This is a genomic window from Undibacterium sp. GW821-FHT11B02 (genome assembly GCF_058808955.1).
In genome coordinates this window covers 387,519-406,696 of record NZ_JBXASD010000003.1, presented here as the reverse complement: position 1 = coordinate 406,696, position 19,178 = coordinate 387,519, and the positions used below count along the sequence as shown (strand labels likewise).

Sequence of the window (19,178 nt, the reverse complement as noted above, 5' to 3'; positions counted from 1 at the left end):
AGAAAATGATTCTGCACATCAGGTAATTGGATTGAGCGATGATCAGTATAAGCAGCAGTCAACAATAGTTAACAACAGCCGGATGACAGGTTATCTGAAAAATGGAACGCCATGGCAGAGCAAATACAAAGAAACCGTGAAAAAAAGAATGGCGACCAGCGAAGTCCATCGGTCCCGCTACAGGCTAAAGCAAAGCCGCAACAGCACAGCACACAATTAGCACAAGAAGCCCTCACTGAAACTGCCACACAATTTATCGATCAGCGCCCGCAAGCCAGGCAGCTCACGGCGTATAGCCACATGATGCAAAACAGCCCGCGTGCTATGCAGCTCAGGGCGATGCAAAACTTGATGAATAAACCTGTTTTTCAAAAGGCAGAAGATGAAGAGGCACTGCAAGCAAAATTTTCTGATGAAGGCACTGCCCAATTAATCGCGCAAGCTGATCGTCAAGCTGATCATCAACTCAATCCCCAACCCAACAACACAGGCTTGCCGAATCAACTCAAGGCAGGCATAGAGTCCTTATCCGGCATGAGCCTCGATCATGTCAAAGTCAACTATAACTCTGACAAGCCAGCACAACTGAATGCCCGTGCCTATGCTCAGGGCAGCGAGATTCACGTCGCACCAGGGCAAGAACAGCATGTGCCGCATGAAGCCTGGCATGTGGTGCAGCAGGCGCAGGGGCGGGTCAGGCCGACCATGCAGATGAAGCTGGGTGTGCCAGTGAATGACGATGCCGGGCTGGAAACTGAAGCGGATGTGATGGGGGCGAAGGCGCTGCAGGCGGGTACCGGCATGAGTGGGGAAGTGGTGCAGAATGCGGGTGCGGGGCAGGGTAGTGGTAGTCACAGCAAAGCTGACACCGGTGCGACGAAATATAGCGGCCTGGCTATGCCATATCAGTTGATACGTTTCAAGCCTGATCCAGGCTTGCTGAATTGGGTGGCCAGCTTTCTACCTGATCAAAAAGAAGATGAAATACTGGCGCAGGAAAAGAAAGTGAAAGAGTTTCTGGAGCAAATGAAAGAGTATGAAAATACTTCTCATGGTACGCAAATTAAGAGCCTGAGAGCAAGGTTCGATCTGATAGAAAAATCGACCGTTACAACAAGTGAATTTCCGGCTACCTTGCGTTCATTCAAAGAAATTTATTATCAGCTGGATCAAATCTCTACTCGACTTGCAAAATCCCTGGATCATTACGATAACGCCGCTGACAATTGGGTCGAGAAAGGCTACGAGGGGGCGAGTACATCGCTGCTTGTCCGTCTTGTATGCGATACCTACTTGGGTGTGAGCCAGGTATTTCAGACTGAAAAGAACAAAGAAGTCATGAGAGCAGCCATTCTTGGTGAGCTTGGCACATACAAGTTCCGCAATGCAGATGTACAACCGTGGCATCTGGAATTTGCAAGAAAACGGGTAGAGCAATTGACAAAGAATTTTAAAAAGATGCTGACTCGCATTCTTGTTGATTGGTCGCACCTTCGCCGTGAATTTGGGTTATCTGAAAACCTGCTCCATGTGCATCTGACGGGGTCGGATTATCATAATGACGGACAAAGCGTCAGTATCATTGAATCTGATGACGGGAAAAAAGTAGTGTACAAGCCGAGGTCGTTAAGCCCTGATATCAATTTTGGCGGTAAAGGTGCAGCTAGCGTACCTTCAGCGCTTAACCTGGGATTGTCAACGACCAAATTTTCTGAGAGAGAGGGTGGGGCAGAAAAATACGGTTACATGGAGCATCTGTCCAAGGCAAAATTGCTGACGGAAGAGGAAGCAAAAAAATATTATCGCCAGATGGGCAGCATGATAATCGCGACGAAGTTGTTTGGCGTAACGGACTTGCATCAGGAAAATATATTCACGAGTCGTGGTGGCGCGCCTACGATAGTCGATGCCGAGACCTCTTTTCTCCCCGATGTCATGATGTCTGAAGCGTGGGACGCAACTTTGATTCGTTCAACGCTCAGGGAATTTTCCAAAGATCGCTTACCAACGCCCAATTACTTTTATACCGCTGCAGAATTGGAGGCATGGAAAGTAGGGGGTAGGCGTGATGAGGACGAAACAGAACCAACTGGTGACTACATCGGCGAAGTGAGGTTGGCGTCATATCGGCCAGGTGGTAAATATAATTCAGATTTCACAGGGGGCATAGAAGATGCGATCGCGGTCGTGTATGACAACAAAGCATCGTTAATTAGCTTTTTGCAGGAACGGGTAAAGAGAATTCAGGCGGTGCGGATAGTGCCAATTGATACCCTTGAGTTTAAGGGTAGTATGGTGACCTATTTCAAGCAGCCTTTGAAAAGAGATGAATTGCTGGATTCTTTATTGGATAAAACGAAGGATGCGTTGACTAAAAAAGAATATGTCATGGCAGACGGATGTGACCAGACGATAAAGACAGGTATGAAAGCTGATTTCGATAACACCGATTTCCCGATTTTCAGATACGAGCCCAGTACGGATGAAGTGTTTTATCGTGGAACGGTCATTGCCAAACATCACCCAGGAATACAGGAGGCTATCGTTATCAGTGCAAATCACATCTGCGAAGCGAGCGTTGAGGAAGTGACCGCGGGGTTTTACGGGGAAATCTCTGATTGAGTGTAGCGAGCGGCACTAGGCGCATTGAAAACTTGGAAGCACAGTTGTACGACTGTACGGCGAACATCGCAGGCCAAAAATAGCGTCGCGCAGTAACTTAATCAGAGGTTCCCTGGATATATAGTTTTTCCAATGATGACTAAACCAAACATTTCAAATAACGTCGAACCAGAACTTATCGCAGGCTGGCTCAGCGCACGTTCTATTGCGCGTGGTTTACCGGCGCCCGTGTCTGATCATGGCGGATTACGTGTCGATACAGCACAAGAAACCGAGAACCGGCGCTATGTCTTTGCCGGGCCAGCAGATGGGATACGGGAACTGGCGCTGTCGATTGACACACCGTTCACTTACATCAAAATGTGTGGCCCTGCCGAGCAGTTGCTGGCGCTGGTGCCGCCACACTGGCGACTCCAGCGCGTTGGTTATTTGATGACCCATACTGGCATACACGACACGGTGCCAGTACTGCCTGCCGGATATCAGCTTGACATCAGCGTCGCCCATCCGCACCCAGCCACAGTGGTCCGCATTGTTGCCGGGGATGGCAGTCTTGCCGCCAGCGGCTACGCAATGGAATACGGCGGATTCTTTATCTTTGACCGTATCGCTGTCGATGCTGCCCACCAGCGGCGTGGCCTGGGCAGGGCCATCATGACCGCATTGGGTTCAACCCAGCAGTCAAATGCCGCCCGTCGGGTGCTTGTGGCGACTGACGCCGGGTGCGCCTTGTATTCAACGCTGGGCTGGACTGTTAGTTCGCTTTATTCGACGGTGGAGATTGTTGCGGGTAAGGGGTAACAAGCAATCAATCACCCAGCCGCTGGCTGCATGCGTAATACCGAGCGCATTTGCTGTACTTCTTCCAGCGGGCTGCGGCCAAACAGGCGTTTGAATTCGCGACTGAATTGCGAGCTGCTTTCATAGCCGACGCTGGTGGAGGCGGTATAAGCGCTCATGCCAGAACGTATCATCAGCAGCCTGGCCTTGTGCAGGCGCATGGCCTTGATGTATTGAATGGGCGTGGTTGCCGTTACCTGTTTGAAATGGTTGTGAAAGGCAGGCACGCTCATGCCGGATTCTTTAGCCAGGGTATCGACATCCAGTTTCTGGTTAAAGCCTTCATGTATTTTGCGCAATGCTCGCGTAATTTTCTGGAAATGGCTGCCCTGGCTTAAGGCGGCGCGCATCGCCATACCCTGTTCCCCCATCAGTATGCGGAAATAGATTTCTTTCACGATAGCCGGTGCCAGGATTTTTGCTTCCAGCGGTGATGACAATGCCGTTAGCAGGCGCATGACGGCATCAGCAAGATTGCCTTCGACCCGGGTCGAATACATGAAGCCCGGCTGCGTCGATGGCTTGATAGCGGCAAAGTCTTCACCTTCCACTGCCAGTGCCAGCTCTGCCGCCAAAGTTTGCTGTATGCCGACATGGATGCCCAGCAATGGATGGTCTGGCGAGGCTTCCGTATCTGCTTCAAACGGCATGGGGGCTGACACCACCAGATATTGCTGCGCATCGTAGGTAAACATCGCGTCACCCAGATAAGCGCGCTTGCGGCCCTGCACGATGATGCAGATGCAAGGTTCGTACATAACAGGCGTGCGGCTGAAAGCGTGGTTACTGCGCATGAAATGCACATAATCCAGCGCTGAGGCGGTAAAGCCTTCTTCGGGCGCCATGCGCGCCACAGCAACTGCCATATTGCTGTCTTGGGCGATGTTGGCGGCAGGGGGCAGGGCCTGCTCAATAATAGAGAAATTAGTCATGGAATAGATGTCTGGGGCACTTGATTTGATTGTACACCCTGATATGAAAAGGCAAGCATCATAGCTATGTTTAGCTTATCCGGTGCTTGGATTATAGGATTAGGCAAATCTTGTACAGTTTCCGGCATTCTGGTTTTGGCGTACTGCTTTTAAGATGACATCCTGCTCGCAATTTGTGGGCCATTATTTTAAAAGGTGCATCATGACGCAAAAAACATGGTTAATTACAGGCGCAACCCGTGGCATAGGTGCAGCTATTGCCACTGCCGTGCTTGATAGCGGTGACAAGGTGGTTGTTACCGGACGTGCTGTCGATCAGTTGCAGGCCCGCTTTGGCGGCTATGGCGAGCGGGTACTGGTGCAGGCGCTGGATGTGAACAATGACGTGCAGATACAGGCCGTGGTCAAGGCTGCCTGTATGCATTTTGGTGGTATCGATGTGCTGGTCAATAATGCTGGTTATGGCCAGCTGGGTTTGTTTGAAGAGATTGATGCAGCCGACATTCGTCAGCAATTTGAAACCAATGTCTTTGGCAGCATGAACATGGCGCGTGCTGTCTTGCCTGTCATGCGTGAGCAAAGGCGCGGACATATCTTCAACCTGTCTTCGATAGGTGGAGTGGTCGGGTTTGATGGGGCGTCGGTGTATTGCGCCAGCAAATTTGCGATTGAAGGTTTTTCTGAAGCACTGGCGCTGGAAGTGGCATACTTTGGCATTCACGTCACGATAGTGGAACCGGGCTTTTTCCGTACCGACTTTCTGGATCAGAGTTCGGTACGTTACGGCCAGCAAAGCATTGCTGATTATGCCGATAAGAACGCCAGCGCACGTGCAACCTATGACAGCTACAACCACCGTCAGGCTGGTGACCCCGACAAGCTGGGGGTAGCCCTGCTGGCGATCAGCAAACTGCCTGCGCCACCACTGCACTTTGCTGCCGGAACAGACGCCATCACCCTGTTGCGTGACAATGCAGAAAAACGCCGCCAGGAACTGGAGCAATGGAGTGTGCTATCCACGTCGACCGATGGACAGTTTGAGTAACTGGTAACTTGCCAGGTACCGCAGAGATGCAACACCTGGCGACGATCACCGGTTTTATTCAGATTGTTCCATTTTTTTCAGATAGGTCTGCATGGCAGCCATCTCGCTATGCAGCCAGGTGATGAAGTCGCTGACTTTGCCTGGAGCTGGTTTGCCTTTTGCCGTGACGATGCGATAGCAATAGCGGGATGCCGTTCGCAAGGTGGATGGCGAGGTCAGTGTATGCAGATGCCCTTGGCGCAGGTCTTCATACGCGATGGCGGCAGGCAGCATGGCGACGCCCTGGGCGGCTACGGCAGCCTGGACCAGCAAGCCGGCATGGCTATAGTTTTGTGCAAAATCGTGTTGCTGGTCCAGCAGGGCATGGCTGTGCAAGAGACGTATCCAGTTTTCTGATGTGTTTTCATACAGCAGCGGGTAGCGCAACAGGCGTTTCAGGTTGGGTGGCTGGCGTGCTTGCCTGTCCTTGTCATTTAACATGGCCGGGCTATAGGCAAGCAGCAATTGCTCGCGCCACAGCAGGCTGTCGGCATCGTCTTCGGTATAAAGTAGATGACGGATGGCGATATCGCATTGTCCCTGCGCAGGGTCGACGACGGCATCATTTGAATCCACGCGGATATCGATGTCAGGGTGCAGGCGGGTATATTGATGCAGGCGCGGCACCAGCCATTTCATGGCGAAAGAATGGGTGCAGGAAATGCGCAGGCTGTCATTGCTGCTGCCATTGTCGCTGTCTTGGCGCAGGGCGGTGATCTTAAGCTGTAAATCATGCAGCAACTGACGCACGGTGTCGGCCAGTTCTGCCCCTTTTTCGGTGATCGATAAATGGCGCGCATGGCGTTCAAACAGGGCAAAGCCCAGCTGGTTTTCCAACTGCTTGATATTCTGGCTGACGGCTGCCGGGGTCTTGTGCAATTCATGCGCGGCCAGTTTGAAACTGCACCAGCGTGCGGCACATTCAAAATCCAGCAATACTGACAGGTTGCGTAGTTGTCCGTTCATTTATGCATAAGTGTAACTTACTCATGAGCTTAGTAATGCTCGTTTGCTGATTCGTTTGTCATGGGAGATTATTCTACTCATTCAATTCAGATGAGAAGGATGAAAAGCCATGCATAAGAATATCTTGATTATAGGCGGTACGCGCTTTTTTGGGAAACAACTGGTCAAACGCCTGCTGGCAGAGGGCCACAAGGTCACTATCGCCACCCGTGGCCGCAACCCGGATGACTTTGGCGATGCCGTGCAGCGCCTGCGTGTGGACAGGCGTGATGCACAAGCCATGCAGGCCGCATTTGAGCATGCCAGTTATGACCTGGTGTTTGACCAGATGTGCTACAGCCCGCTGGATGCAGCAATTGCGCTGGATGTGTTTGGCGGCAAGGTAGGGCGCTACATGATGTCGTCCACCATGGAAACCTACAATCATTTACTGGGCACGGTCACCAGGCCAATGCGTGAGGATGATCTGGACCTGGCCCAGGTCGCTATCGACTGGCAATATCCCTGGCATGACCCAGCGCTGGCAGGTGCCAGTTATGCTGCCGGCAAATTGCAGGCAGAAGCCGTACTGATGCAAGATGGCCGCCTGCCTGTTGCCACATTGCGTATAGCCCATGTGTTGTCAGCGCAGGACGATTTTACCGGCAGGCTGGCCACCTATATCCAGCAGGTAATGCAAGAACAGCCGATGTTGCATCTGGCGGGGGCGGGCAGCACTTCATTCCTGAATGTGGCGGCAGTTGTCGATGCCATGTTGTGGGCTGGCATGGCAGATTTTTTGGGGCCGGTGAATCTTGCCTGCCAGGGCAGTCTGTCAGCTCCGCAACTGGTTCAGCGCATTGCCCGCCTGCTGGGTAAGCCTGCCCTGTTGCAAGCCGCAGCAGATGGTACGGACAGTACAGTCAGCGCAGTAGCGTACAGCCCTTTTGATTATGCGCATGATTATGCACTGGATACCACACGTGCAGGCAGCCTGGGTCACCAGTTTTCCAAAGTGGATGACTGGTTGGATAAGCTGATACGCGATCTGCATCAACAGATATTGCTGAAGGAGCAGAGGGCGCAAGGTGAGCAGCATGCCTGAACTATCCACACTCTTGAGTTTTATGCTGGCGGCAAGCCTGGTCATCATCATACCCGGCCCGGCTACCTTGCTGGTGGCCGGGCAGGCAAAACAGTCAGGGCGGCGCGCCGCTGTGGCGGTGGCTGGCATTGTCGCTGGTGATATGGTGCTGATCACGCTGTCGGCGGCGGGTTTTGCGGTGCTGATGCAAAGCCTGCCCTGGTTATTGCCAGCGATGCGCCTGCTGGGGGCGGCTTACCTGCTGTACCTGGGTGTGGCATTGTTGCGTAGTCATGCAGCGCAGGCGCAGCAGGCCAGGCCAGCACATGCAGGCTTTGCGCGTGGCTTGCTGATGACGATCAGTAACCCCAAGCCGGTCTTGTTTTTCAGCACCTTCTTTCCCTTGTTTATCCCTGCTGCACAAACCAGCGCTCTGTACGGGTTTGCCATGTTGGGGCTGGTGTTTGAAGGCATTAATGTGCTGTATTTTGTGTTGTTGTGCAGTTTGCTCACCTGGGTCAATAAGCGGCTGGCGCAGCAGGCTTCATCAGGCTGGTTGCACAGATTGCGAGCTGGTGGTGTGCAAAAAATATGTGGTTGCGGGCTGGTGCTGTGTGCTGTGGTGTTGGGGCTGAATTTATAATTGATGCTGTTGAACAGCCTGTTTGCCGGAAGGCGGGCAGTAATGGCCCGCATGGTCCGTGCGTCAACGCACAGAGTCAGCGGTCAGCAGCGCGCACTATCGTTGGAGGCAGGACTTACGCAAAACCGCCTCAGCTGCGTTGCAGCTCCTCTCCTAGGAGCCGCGTACTAAAGCACTGTCTTCGTCGCTGACGGTGTAGTTGGGGTTTCAGACAACATGTTGTCTGCCAACGTAACGAACCTCCCCTGCAAGGGAGGTTTCCTAAAGCGATAGGTGTAGTTGGGGTTTCAGACAACATGTTGTCTGCCAACGAAACGAACCTCCCCTGCAAGGGAGGTTTCCTAAAGCGATAGGTGTAGTTGGGGTTTCAGACAACATGTTGTCTGCCAACGTAACGAACCTCCCCTGCAAGGGAGGTTTCCTAAAGCGATAGCCTTGCTGGGACAATTTTTCGTAAGTCCTGGAGGGAATGAAGCAAAAGTATCATCGCTGAAGCACATGCACCGCAGAGGAGTAGGAAATGGATCGTCGTAAGTTCATTCGTGTCACCGGTGGCGGCTTTATCGTTTCTGCCGTCATGACATCTTCCGGATGCATGCAACACATGCCTGCCGCTGCCGTCGCGCCATGGAATGGTCCCGGCCAGGAAGCCGATGTCAGGCGCTGGATACTTGGCTACGCGATCCTGGCACCACACTCGCACAATCTGCAATCGTGGCTGGTGGATTTGCGCACGCCAAACGAAATACTGCTGCGCTGTGATCTCACGCGTTTGCTGCCAGAAACCGACCCGCTTTCGCGGCAGATCATGATGAGTCACGGCACCTTTCTGGAATTGCTGGACCTGGCTGCGCGTGAGCGCGGCCTGAGGGCCGATATTGCATTGTTTCCAGAGGGTGCGTTTGGTCCATCTGCGCTTGATCAACGGCCTGTAGCGCGTATCCGCCTGACGCCTGATTCCACGGTAAACAGGGACCCACTGTTCGCCCAGATACTGAAGCGCCGTACCAACCGCAGTGCTTATGACCTGACCCGCCCGGTGCCGCCAGAGGCATGGCAGGCGATGTCGGATAGTGTAAAGCAAAATTCCTTGCGTTTTGGATTTGTCGGACTGGATCAGCCTGACGTACTCCGGCGCCACCGCGCCATTGCTGCCGATGCATGGCGCATAGAACTCAGCACGCCGCGCGTGGTCATGGAAACCTACAAAGTGCTGCGAGTGGGAGAGACAGAAATAGCGCAACACCGCGATGGCCTGTTCGTGCTGGATAGAATGCCGGTATTGTTGAGCCAGCTCGGGCTGTTCGACCGCAGCAAGCCACCTGCGCCAGATGACTATGCCACCACCAGCCAGATCAAGAATTTCAATGCCAGGCTCGCCTCAACGCCGGGCTTTCTATGGATGATCACCGATAACAATGATCGCCTGAGCCAGGTCAATGCAGGCCGCGCCTATGCCCGTGTGCAGCTTGCCGCCACCGCTGCCGGTATCGCGCTGCAGCCACTTTCACAGGCCCTGCAAGAATACCCCGAACAGGCCAAGCCCTATGCGGATATCCGCAGCCAGTTGAACGTGTCGCAGCCGGGCAGCAACGTACAGATGTGGGCGCGCGTTGGATTTGCGCCACCTGTCGGCCCGGCACCACGCCGGGGCGTGGACGCGCTATTGACAGGGGCATGAACGGATCATGGAACCGGCAAACCACGGTTGATATGATTTTCTGGAATATTCTTCGGCTTCTCCAGTCATGGTGCATATTTTTTCAGATAGAATGGTTGAAAAATCATCTTTTCTGATTTGCAAGTTATCTGAATCGGATGAATCTACTGAAAATGGGATGCCATGCCTGAGCATATTCATCAAACACGCAAACATACCGGTAGCGCTGTGCGCAACACGTTCAATGCCCATGAAGCCCAAGAGTCGAATATGGCTGATCAGGAGCAACGAAACACAGCACAATTATCGCGGGAAGTTGCTGTCGGCATCGCCTCCAGACTGATCGATCATCGCCCGCAGAACGTCGCGCAAAGACAACTTCAAGACATTAGAAATAATAGCCAGCAAGCCCGGCAGCTTCAAGCCTATAGCCACATGATGCAAAACAGCCCGCGAGCAACGCAGCTCAAGGCGATGCAGGCGATGATGGATAAACCGACGCTACAAAAAGTAGAAGACGGAGAGCCGCTGCAAAAAATATCTGCGGGCCGGGGTACTACCCAATTAGTCGCACAACCTGCACCCCAACCGAATAATACTGGCTTGCCGAATCAACTCAAGACCGGCATAGAGTCCCTGTCCGGCATGAGCATGGATCATGTCAAGGTCAACTACAACTCCGACAAGCCAGCACAGCTGAATGCCCATGCTTATGCGCAGGGCAGCGAGATTCACGTGGCACCAGGGCAGGAACAGCATTTGCCACATGAAGCCTGGCATGTCGTGCAGCAGGCACAGGGGCGGGTCAGGCCAACCATGCAGATGAAGCAGGGCTTGGCCGTGAATGACGATGTGGGGCTGGAGGCAGAGGCCGATGTGATGGGGGCGAAAGCCCTGTGTGCTGGAGCCAGCTTGTCTGCCGGACAGGGTGAGCCGGGCGGACAGTATTCCGACAAAGGCATGGATACAGTTGATTCCACCAGCGCAGCCGGTGCTTCACGCCAGTTGGTGACGATCAATGCGGCGCAGGCTAGTTCTGCGCCAGTGCAAATGTATGGGGAAACGCTGCAACGACTGGCCTTGTATTTCGGTGTGGAAGCGAACTTTGCCAGCGTTGCCGCTGCCCTGGGTATGGCACCAACCACGCTGTATTTTGCGCTGACTGCCATTGCAACGGTAGCTGCGATCTGGAGTGTTTCTAAAATCATCAGATACTTGATGGGCGCGAGCCCTTTGACTACGGGCAAGTTGAATGTTGTCGGTGAAAACCATGATGAATCAAATCCGCAGAGACTTGCTGAAATCAATTACACCAAGCGTATTCTGGGTGGAGAAGCCGGGTATTGGGAAGAACATCAATTTGCGCTGGACACTGATGACGATTGGGGCGATGACAAATATTTGAGAATGGCAGACCTTGTATACCGGCTCAAGAATTATTATGAGAACTTGTCAATATCGGCCTTGGATTTTGCTTTGATGGAGAATCTGACGACTACAAAGAAAAGTGAAATTGTAGCCACGCTGATCGCAGCTATGAAGGTAGGTGAAAATCGTTTCGTGAATGGAATGAAATCAGAAATTTCTTCAATTACCGCTCTGTTCAAGAAGAAAAAATCCCCCTTTTCTGGCAAACTCAATAAGACGGAATACGTCGTATGGGCAAAATTGCTGCCTCCGTTGATAAGGAGACATAATGCAGCTCTACTGGGGCTGGAGGCGCACGATGCAGTAAGTAGATATGACGATGTTGTATATGATGTTATGGCGGTAGCGGACGATATTAGAAAATTTGGAAACCAATCGATAACGTCCCACTTCCTCGACGAAACAGATATTACTCAGCAGAGGTCAGAACATATGCATGAAGCTGCAAACGCTGCCACTGGCGTAGGGGTATGGAAAGTCGGTGAAAGACATGTCGATGATATGGACAAGATAAAAGAAAACAAGAAATATCGTCTTGTTCATCAGGATAGTTTCATTAAAGCCTTATCGTGAAACCTGTGTGGCACCTTGGTGACTCCATCATCCAGCTATGAAATGAGTTGTGCCCACAATGTTATTATCTCTCTGATGAGATGATCAAAGGGACTACCATGCACTTCTTTAAACACGCCTTCACCACCTTACTACTGAGCGCTGCATACAGTACCACCAGCCTGGCGGCTGATGCCGACAATGCCCAGACCTGGCAGCGCGTACATCTGACGGGCTATGATTTCCCCGTGTATGCCAATCATGACCTGGCTACCGACGGCAGCAAAGATAACAGTAAAATTCGCGAAGTGATTTTTGTCCAGCATGGCATACAGCGTAATGGTGATGACTATTATGCCGCCGCCATGAAACTGCTGAAAGCATCAGGCAGGTCAGGGCAGGATGTGTTGATTATTGCCCCCAATTTTCCTGGCACGCCAGATGCAGACAAAGGCTTTACCGGCATGCCGGTATGGACCGTGCAGGGCTGGACCGGTGGTGACGCGGCCCAGCCAGCAGCAGGTGTACCGGCCGATTTAAGTTCCTTACGCGTGCTGGATGACCTGGCCCTGATGGTGGCTGACAAAAAACGTTTTCCACTGGTCAGCAAGATTATCTTTGCTGGCCATTCTGGCGGTGCGCAATTGATACACCGTTATGCCGTTCTCAACCATGTCGATGACCGCCTGCGCAGCCAGGGGCTGGATGTGCAGTATGTGGTGGCCAATCCTTCTTCCTATCTGTATTTCACGCCAGATCGCCCCAGTGCCAATGGCTTTGCGCCATATGACACAGCCCTGTGCGCCAACTATGATGATTACCGCTACGGCATGCAGCACATGGTGGCCTATGCCAACAAGATGAGTGGTGATGACTTGTACCGTCGCTACCAGAAACGCCAGGTCACTTACCTGGCTGGCACCAGCGACAATGACCCCAATCACCGGGTGCTGGATAAATCCTGCGGTGCCGAGGCAGAAGGCCCCAACCGCCTGGAACGTGCACGCGGATACTGGCGTTATGAAGCCATGCTCGATACGCAAATAGCCTCACAGGTGAGCAATAAAGTGCAGGCAAAAGTAGAATCTAAAGGTGGAGCAGCGACGAATCCGGCTTTGTCATTACCGGTGGGTATGCCGCCAGTGATGTCCATGCACCAGTATCTGGAAGTGATCGGCGTTGGCCATGACCAGGAACACATGTTTGGTTCCCAGTGTGGCATGCAGGCGGTGTTTGGTGTGGTGGTTGGCGATGTGGGTAAAGGGGCGACGTGTAAGGTCGTCAATCCTTGAAAGCCGTTTCGCCATGACGGGTTTTCGATGAGGATATTGGGTGATCGCTGCGCGCAGCGCACCCTACGAAAAACGTAAAATTGCTACGGTGTAGGGTGCGCCACGCGCACCGATTTGCATAACTCTAATCAATGGCATGCACTGACCGGATCAAGCACTCCACCAAAACGTTGCAATGCCATCACCCGCATGATCAAGGCTTGTTCAGGTGTGATGTCGAGAGCGTTTTTCGGTGATGTGCCTTGCGTCATCAATAATGCCTTGTCCTCTGTATGTGCCAGGCCAAGCACATGGCCCAGCTCATGCCCGAGTGGCTTGCCCATCGAGAAATAGCGGTTGGCGTGCCTGTCTGGACGGTTCATCAGCACGTCATTGAATACCGCTTTACCTGCTGGCAAATTGCCAAAGGCATCGACAATTTTGCCCCCGGGATTAGGCGTGGCTGCTGCAAAAATAACCGAGATCTGGTTGATGTTGTCAGTCCATGCCGGTATCTCATTCGCAGGCTTGAACCTGAAATGGAAGACGATACGCGCCTGTTGATAATAACGGTTGACCAGTTCCATATACGGCAGCAATTGCGCAGGCTGGTTCCAGATAGCAGAGTCTTTGAAATACACATCCACATTCACGCCTATCAGCTTGTTGCCTTCTGCTGCGGCACATATCGTGGCATTCGCCTCGCAGCCTGGCTGCTGATTCGGGAAAATGCGTAATTCACGCGGCAGGCTGGCAGCATGCAATGGCGACCAGTCCAGCGCTTGCCATTGGTATTGAGCCAGGATGAGTTTGCTGCACTCTGTTGCCGGGGCTGCTGTGTCGCTTGCAAGGGCGTAAGCGGCAGTGCCGGTGAGCAGGGTGGACAGGGCGACAAACTGCAAGACACGGGCGCATGGTGCCAATCGGTGGTGAGACATAGACATGAATTTCATATTGGTGTCATCACTATGAGGTGGAATTAGCGACCAGTTTACCTCTTCAGTACGTTCAAAAGTAAATTGTTGGCGGCTATCTGCAATCATGCGTCAATTAATACCCTTGCAGGGCCTGTACATTAAAAAAACCTTGTTTCAGATGCCTATAGGCAAAAAGCGACGCTTTCACTCCATCAAAAAAAATTTGCCGGGTATTGAACCTTTTGGCATCCATTCCGTATTAACGCTGGTAACACTTGCCCTTTCGCTATTTTCGTTCCTTGCCACAGGGCGGGTTGCACTGTGCTTGCTATCTGCGCGTAACTGATTGCGCCTTTCGCCAGCGCCTTTCAAGAACACATAACCTGAAGGAGACATCATGATACGAAAACTATTCAAGCAGTCGCACTGCGCCAGCATCCTGGTACTGAGCGGAGTGCTGAGCGCCTGTGGTGGCAGCAATCCCGTCGCACCCATCAGCAAAGTAGCGACTTTATCGGCAACACAAGAGGTCAGTGATGTCGGTTCCCTGGCGAAAGGCAGTGGCACGGTCAGTGTCAACACGGTAACCGGCGAGATCAGTGGGGCAATCACCGTGGTTGATATGGTCGCCACGGCGGCACACATCCACGCTGGCGCCGCAGGGGAAAATGGCCCGGTGATTGTACCGATGACGCAAGACGCGACTACCCCGACTAAATGGAACATCCCTGCCGGTGCGACGCTGACGCAGGACCAGATCGCAAGTTTTCAAGCGGGTGCCCTGTATTTCAACGCCCACTCTGCCAAATTCCCTGCGGGCGAAATTCGTGGCCAGATCGGCCGTGAAGTGGCGCTTGCCCACCTTTCTGGTGTGCAACAAAGTCCGCAAAACACTTCCGCCGGTACTGGCCTTGGCGTGATCTCGCTGGACCCGGCAACCAAGACGGCTGATATTACACTGACTTACGCCAACATTGTGCCAGTGGCCGCTCATGTACATACCGGGGCGCTGACTGTCAGCGGCCCGGTCACTTTCCAGATCGGGGCACCTACGGCCAATAAATACGCAGTCAGTGCCGTGCCATTTACCGATGCGCAGATAGCCGATTTCCGTAACAAGGCCATGTATTTCAATATTCACACGGCAGACCTGCCAGCGGGTGAAATTCGTGGGCAGATTGGGTACCAGGTCCGTATTGCTTCAATGAGCGGCGCACAGGAAAATCCGCCAATTACGCGTCCATCAAGCGGCGTCGGGTTTGCTGCCTATGATCCGGATACCAAGATGGTGTTCGGCATGCTGACGGTCGCTGGCTTCACGCCAACTAATGCCCACATACACCGTGGCGCTGCGGGTACCAATGGCGGGGTCCTGATTCCTTTCACCGTATCGACGACATCCCCATTGACATGGGCATCGAGCGGCCTGGTGCCACTGGCTGATGCCGATGCGGTCTTGTTGTTTGAACAGGGCCTGTACATGAATGCCCACAGCGCGCTTTCACCTGCCGGTGAAATACGGGGGCAGTTGGTAAGCAATAAATAAGCTGACTGTATCAACACGGGGCTGGAGGATGCAATGTCCGCCGCACCGTGTTGATGATGACTTGTGCAAAACCAGGCAGGCTAAGCAATCGCACTTAGTCATGTTAAAGTGTGGCCTTCGCCGCTACACCCTGTTGGTGCAATTTTGCGCAAGCCCTGTCTGATATTTCTACTGCTTATCGCTTTGGTCGGTTGTCAAAAACCTGCTGCACCTGAAGCCGGTGTAAGCACCGCCCACGCATCTGCCGTGCCTGTCTCATTACCTGCGGTATCACCTGAAAACCAAATACCAGCATCGCAGACGGCAGCCAAGCTCTCTTACAGCGGCCCTTTGGGCCTCGCCATGGGGATCACCGAAGCTGAATTGACTAACAAACTGGCTTATAGCGCATCAGATAAAGTGAGGCATCTGTACACCGGCACGCCACCACAGCCTGTGGCCGACTTTTCTGATTATTTTGCCCTGGCCACGCCCTTGAGCGGGGTGTGCAAGATAGGTGGGTATGCCCGCTTTGATACGGTCAATGGTAATGGTGAGCAAATCAGGGCGGCGGTAGACCGAATCGCTGCCAGCCTGGAAGAAAAATACGGTCAACCCAGCAAGAAAAAAGAAGCCATCAGCGCCGATGTGTATCGCAGAAGGCCGCAATACTGGATGGTGGGCCTGAAAGAAGGCTCTGTCAGCTATGGCTATCGGTGGGCCGCCGGTAAAACGGTGAAAGACTTGCCCGACGATATCATGAATATCATCATCTATGCCCAGGCTGAAACCATGCATCAGGGTGGAGTAGGTGTGATCTATGAATTTTCCAATTATGCGGATTGCCAGAAAGAATTGAAGAAAGAAAAGCTCAAAAAGCAGTAATGTGGCAATGACCTGCTTCCTGGCTTTTATCATTCATTTCTCATCTCTCCCGAGCTAATTAGCGCTTGTTGCCTTATTGATCATGCTGTAATCTTCTGTTTAATCGCGGCCATTTGGCCTATTTCCCAGAGCCACCATGAAAGCACCTCTTTTTGCCAAAGCTGAGCTCCGTCAACCAAGAGCAATGGCAAGTGTTGACATGCAGCAAAGGCAAGCCGGGGTCGCCAGCATGAATGATCAGCGACCCGCTGCCGTTGCCCAGAGGAAGTTGCAGCAGATGGCCAACCAGAGCCCGCAAGCGCTACGGTTGCAAGCCTGTGCCCAGTTGATGGAGCAGGTCAAGCCCAAACAAACAACATCTGCTGCTGTTGGCGTTAGCGCCAGTGGCTTGCCCGTCCAGTTAAAAGCAGGCATAGAAGCCTTGTCCGGCATGCGTATGGACCATGTACGCGTCCATTACAATTCACCCAAACCAGCCCAGTTAAAGGCGCATGCCTTTGCACAGGGTAATGCCATCCATCTGGCGCCGGGGCAAGAACAGCATTTGCCACATGAAGCATGGCATGTGGTGCAGCAGGCACAGGGCAGGGTTCGCCCCACGTTGAATATCAGGCAGGGTGTTGCCGTCAATGACGATGCCGGGCTGGAGCACGAAGCCGATGTCATGGGTGCCAGGGCCTTGGGCCAGGGCGGGGCGATGCAGCAAAAGCGAATGACACAAAGTCAGGTCAGCGCGCAGCCAGCTTCATCCCCCGAAGCCTGCCAGCTACATGAGCACCTGCCCGTGCAGCGTATTGTCTACAAAGGGAAAACCGTCAATTCACAGCCTTATCGGCGGGTGACTGATCTGGATGGCGTCGATAAAGGTGACATGCGCAAAAAAATGCGGGACCCAGACAAGCATTATGTCTACGACGAGGACAATAAGACCTTGAAGGAAGTTCCAGCGCCAAGCGATAAAAAGAAAAAAGCAAAATCCGCCTTTGTTCTTGAACATGAACGGAAATCCCGGTTGGTCAAAAATCAAGGCCTTCAGGTCAATTCAAAAAAACGCAAACGTGTCGAAGAGATTTTCAAAGTGTCTGAAAAGATTTTAAAAAAGGCAAAAACCCAAAAAGGCAACAAGGTCAATGATCTGCACCTGAAAATAAAAAACATATTTGATCACGTGATTGACAGAAACAGCAATGCTTTGTTCACCACTCATTTTAATATAGGAAAAGTACATTTTTCCATCAAGGTAAGTAACCCCAGCAATCTGCGTACGTACAAGGATTTGCTGGCGGTCACCCATGTTTCCCTGGCAGGAACGAAGGGCAAAAGCAGCTATGCCAGCCTGACCGAAAATAAACTCTATCCCACCGTAGGTGGTGGAAGTGAACACTTCAAATACCTGTACGCTTTGGAAGCACTGCGCAACCATGAATTTATTCCATCACTGGTGTTGAAGAGTGAACAAGTGGAAAGTATGAATATCGTGCCGGAAGACGCCATCAATCCTGAGAAATTTGGGGTACATGAATTAAGCGGTGCCGCTGGCAAAGACAGCGATCTGTTTAAAGAACAGCGTATCAACAATACCGACAGATTGCTTGATGAAATCGACGATAGTGATGAGTTGAAAAAGAAAATACTGACAGACCCGGATGGCTATGAAGAGTCATGTGAAGACATGTGCGCCATTCAATGATGCGACTTGGGATTCGCAAAAAACCACCCAGGCTGTATTGTAGCCGGGGAGGCTTTTTGGAAGTTTTTCTTATTTCAAGCGCAATTGCAACTCCGTCCCTGCCTGCAGCATGGCAGAACGTACTGCTGGCACCGTGCTCAACACATTCAATAAGCCAAAGTCATGAATCATGCCTTTGTAGCGGACGGTAGTCACTGTGACACCCGCACCCGCCAGTTTCTGACCATAAGCTTCACCTTCATCACGCAGGACATCAAATTCTGCTGTCTGTATCAGCGTTGGTGGCAGGCCCTTTAACTGCTCGGTTGTGGCTTGCAACGGTGATGCGTGGATTTCCTTACGTTTCGCCAGGTCAGTGGTGTAGCTGTCCCAGAACCATTTCATCATATTGCGGGTCAGGAAATGGCCGTCGGCAAATTGCTGGTAAGAGGCATTGTCGAAATTGGCATCGGTCACGGGCCACAGCAAGACTTGTGAACGCAGTTTTGGTTCGCCTTTTTCTTTCGCCATCAGGCTGACCACGGCTGCCATATTGCCGCCAACACTATTGCCTGCCACTGCCAGACGGCTGCCATCAATCTGGATTTCCTTGCCATGTTCAGCCACCCATTTGGTCGCTGCATACGCTTGCTGGATGGCGACGCCATAGCCTGCTTCTGGTGATGGCGTGTAATTCACAAACACCGCCACTGCGCCAGACTGCGCCACCAGGTCACGTACCAGGCGTTCATGGGTGGGGTAATCACCCAGCACCCAGCCACCACCGTGGAAGAACATGAAAGCAGGCAAGGTTTTCTTGACACCGGCCGGGCGCACGATCGTCAGCTTGACATCGCTGCCATCGAGCTTGACGATTTTTTCAGAGACATCGGCTTTGGGCAAAGTCAGCTTGACGCCTGCCTGCGCGCCGACCAGCACGGCACGCGCATCGGCTACCGGCAATTGTTCCAGCGGCTTGCCACCACCAGCCTGCAAGGCTTCCAGGAATGCCTGGGTAGTTGGTTCCACGCCCGGGCTGCCAGCGGCAAAGGCGTTGGTGATGGATACGCTGATGGCAGTCGCTGCCAGGATGGTTTTCAAGTGTTTCATGGTATGTCCTG

Annotated in this window: 15 protein-coding genes; 11 read left to right on the top strand and 4 right to left on the bottom strand. The window is 52.6% G+C overall.

Annotated features, from left to right (window positions below; all coding sequences use genetic code 11):
* Nucleotides 1-111 precede the first annotated feature (111 nt).
* Nucleotides 112-2,622, top strand: a complete 2,511-nt coding sequence (locus tag AC1RVX_RS07970; RefSeq protein WP_493216033.1) for a DUF4135 domain-containing protein — start codon at nucleotides 112-114, stop codon at nucleotides 2,620-2,622.
* A gap of 132 nt (nucleotides 2,623-2,754) precedes the next feature.
* Nucleotides 2,755-3,423, top strand: coding sequence for a GNAT family N-acetyltransferase (locus AC1RVX_RS07965; protein ID WP_493216032.1), 669 nt, complete (start codon nucleotides 2,755-2,757; stop codon nucleotides 3,421-3,423).
* 11 nt (nucleotides 3,424-3,434) lie between these two features.
* On the opposite strand, the gene AC1RVX_RS07960 is transcribed toward AC1RVX_RS07965, so the two are convergent.
* Nucleotides 3,435-4,394: an AraC family transcriptional regulator gene (locus AC1RVX_RS07960; protein ID WP_493216031.1), complete on the bottom strand. Its 960-nt coding sequence runs from the start codon at nucleotides 4,392-4,394 to the stop codon at nucleotides 3,435-3,437.
* A 202-nt stretch (nucleotides 4,395-4,596) separates the two neighbouring features.
* Here AC1RVX_RS07960 and AC1RVX_RS07955 point away from each other — a divergent pair, with 202 nt between their 5' ends.
* Nucleotides 4,597-5,439: an oxidoreductase gene (locus AC1RVX_RS07955; RefSeq protein WP_493216030.1), complete on the top strand. Its 843-nt coding sequence runs from the start codon at nucleotides 4,597-4,599 to the stop codon at nucleotides 5,437-5,439.
* A 54-nt stretch (nucleotides 5,440-5,493) separates the two neighbouring features.
* Here AC1RVX_RS07955 and AC1RVX_RS07950 read toward each other — a convergent pair whose 3' ends face one another.
* Nucleotides 5,494-6,444 carry a LysR substrate-binding domain-containing protein gene (locus tag AC1RVX_RS07950; protein WP_493216029.1) on the bottom strand — a complete coding sequence of 317 codons (951 nt, stop codon included), beginning with the start codon at nucleotides 6,442-6,444 and terminating at the stop codon, nucleotides 5,494-5,496.
* 109 nt (nucleotides 6,445-6,553) lie between these two features.
* On the opposite strand from AC1RVX_RS07950, the gene AC1RVX_RS07945 reads away from it, so the two are divergent.
* The 5 genes from AC1RVX_RS07945 to AC1RVX_RS07925 all read left to right on the top strand — a co-directional run bounded on the left by AC1RVX_RS07945 (nucleotide 6,554) and on the right by AC1RVX_RS07925 (nucleotide 13,082).
* Entirely contained in the window at nucleotides 6,554-7,528 is a 975-nt protein-coding gene (locus AC1RVX_RS07945) for an NAD-dependent epimerase/dehydratase family protein (RefSeq protein WP_493216028.1), read from the top strand.
* Nucleotides 7,521-8,150: a LysE family translocator gene (locus tag AC1RVX_RS07940; protein WP_493216027.1), complete on the top strand. Its 630-nt coding sequence runs from the start codon at nucleotides 7,521-7,523 to the stop codon at nucleotides 8,148-8,150. The genes AC1RVX_RS07945 and AC1RVX_RS07940 overlap by 8 nt, the downstream gene beginning before the upstream one ends.
* Nucleotides 8,151-8,670: 520 nt before the next feature.
* Complete coding sequence (locus AC1RVX_RS07935; protein WP_493216026.1) at nucleotides 8,671-9,831, top strand: Acg family FMN-binding oxidoreductase; 1,161 nt, start codon at nucleotides 8,671-8,673, stop codon at nucleotides 9,829-9,831.
* 162 nt (nucleotides 9,832-9,993) lie between these two features.
* A complete protein-coding gene (locus tag AC1RVX_RS07930) occupies nucleotides 9,994-11,811 on the top strand; it encodes an eCIS core domain-containing protein (RefSeq protein ID WP_493216025.1) in 1,818 nt (605 codons plus the stop codon).
* Between the two features lie 98 nt (nucleotides 11,812-11,909).
* Nucleotides 11,910-13,082, top strand: a complete 1,173-nt coding sequence (locus AC1RVX_RS07925; protein ID WP_493216024.1) for a hypothetical protein — start codon at nucleotides 11,910-11,912, stop codon at nucleotides 13,080-13,082.
* Nucleotides 13,083-13,210: 128 nt separating this feature from the next.
* Here the strand turns inward: AC1RVX_RS07925 and AC1RVX_RS07920 are convergent, their stop codons facing one another.
* Nucleotides 13,211-14,005 carry a zinc metalloprotease gene (locus tag AC1RVX_RS07920; RefSeq protein ID WP_493216023.1) on the bottom strand — a complete coding sequence of 265 codons (795 nt, stop codon included), beginning with the start codon at nucleotides 14,003-14,005 and terminating at the stop codon, nucleotides 13,211-13,213.
* 370 nt (nucleotides 14,006-14,375) lie between these two features.
* Between AC1RVX_RS07920 and AC1RVX_RS07915 the strand changes: the two genes are divergently transcribed.
* The 3 genes from AC1RVX_RS07915 to AC1RVX_RS07905 all read left to right on the top strand — a co-directional run bounded on the left by AC1RVX_RS07915 (nucleotide 14,376) and on the right by AC1RVX_RS07905 (nucleotide 18,078).
* Complete coding sequence (locus tag AC1RVX_RS07915; protein ID WP_493216022.1) at nucleotides 14,376-15,524, top strand: CHRD domain-containing protein; 1,149 nt, start codon at nucleotides 14,376-14,378, stop codon at nucleotides 15,522-15,524.
* 144 nt (nucleotides 15,525-15,668) lie between these two features.
* Nucleotides 15,669-16,388, top strand: a complete 720-nt coding sequence (locus AC1RVX_RS07910; RefSeq protein WP_493216021.1) for a hypothetical protein — start codon at nucleotides 15,669-15,671, stop codon at nucleotides 16,386-16,388.
* Nucleotides 16,389-16,524: 136 nt separating this feature from the next.
* Nucleotides 16,525-18,078 (top strand): eCIS core domain-containing protein, encoded by a 1,554-nt coding sequence (locus tag AC1RVX_RS07905; protein ID WP_493216020.1) that lies wholly within the window; start codon nucleotides 16,525-16,527, stop codon nucleotides 18,076-18,078.
* A 69-nt stretch (nucleotides 18,079-18,147) separates the two neighbouring features.
* Here AC1RVX_RS07905 and AC1RVX_RS07900 read toward each other — a convergent pair whose 3' ends face one another.
* Nucleotides 18,148-19,167, bottom strand: a complete 1,020-nt coding sequence (locus tag AC1RVX_RS07900; protein WP_493216019.1) for an alpha/beta hydrolase — start codon at nucleotides 19,165-19,167, stop codon at nucleotides 18,148-18,150.
* Between the last annotated feature and the right edge of the window lie 11 nt (nucleotides 19,168-19,178).